General features: G+C 76.4%; 1 protein-coding gene. It reads right to left on the reverse strand.

Features of this window, described 5'->3' with window-relative positions:
* On the reverse strand, nt 1–422 hold a 422-nt coding region (locus MKK55_RS29015; protein ID WP_279596034.1), incomplete at its 3' end, for a hypothetical protein.
* Nucleotides 423–517 lie beyond the last annotated feature (95 nt).

Here is a 517-nt window from a genome sequence, read left to right on the forward strand (position 1 = left end):
GGACCGGTGATGTGGTTGGCGGAGATGACGACGAGCACGTTGTCCGTCTGGCGGCCGGCGGTCAGGGCGGTGTTGCGCGGACCGGCATCGACGTAGGGGGCGGCGCCGCCGCCGCTGGCTGCCCGGCCAGGGTTACCGGCGCCGGCGCCACCGCCGCTATTGCCGCCGCCACCGCCGCCGCCGTCATAGCTGCCGGCGCCGGCGCCGCCGAAGCCGCCCTCGCCGGCGAAAGTCCCGCCACTGCCGCCCGCGAGACCCGCCCCGTAGCCGGCGCCACCGAAGCCACCGCCTTGGGAGTTCGTGACGCTCGCGCCGCTGCCCGAGAAGCCGCCGCCGCCGCCGCCGCGCTGCGAACCCGAACCCGTACCGCCGCCGCCGCCATTCGTACCGGCGGCACCGCCGGTGAGGCCATTCTCACTCACGCCGGCTTCACCGTCCGTCGTAGCCTGCCCGGCCCCACCGCCCGTGCTTGCCGAATAACCCGCACCACCGCCACCGCCGGCAACGACCAGCGGCG

This window comes from Methylobacterium sp. J-059 (genome assembly GCF_022829485.1).
GTDB lineage: Bacteria > Pseudomonadota > Alphaproteobacteria > Rhizobiales > Beijerinckiaceae > Methylobacterium.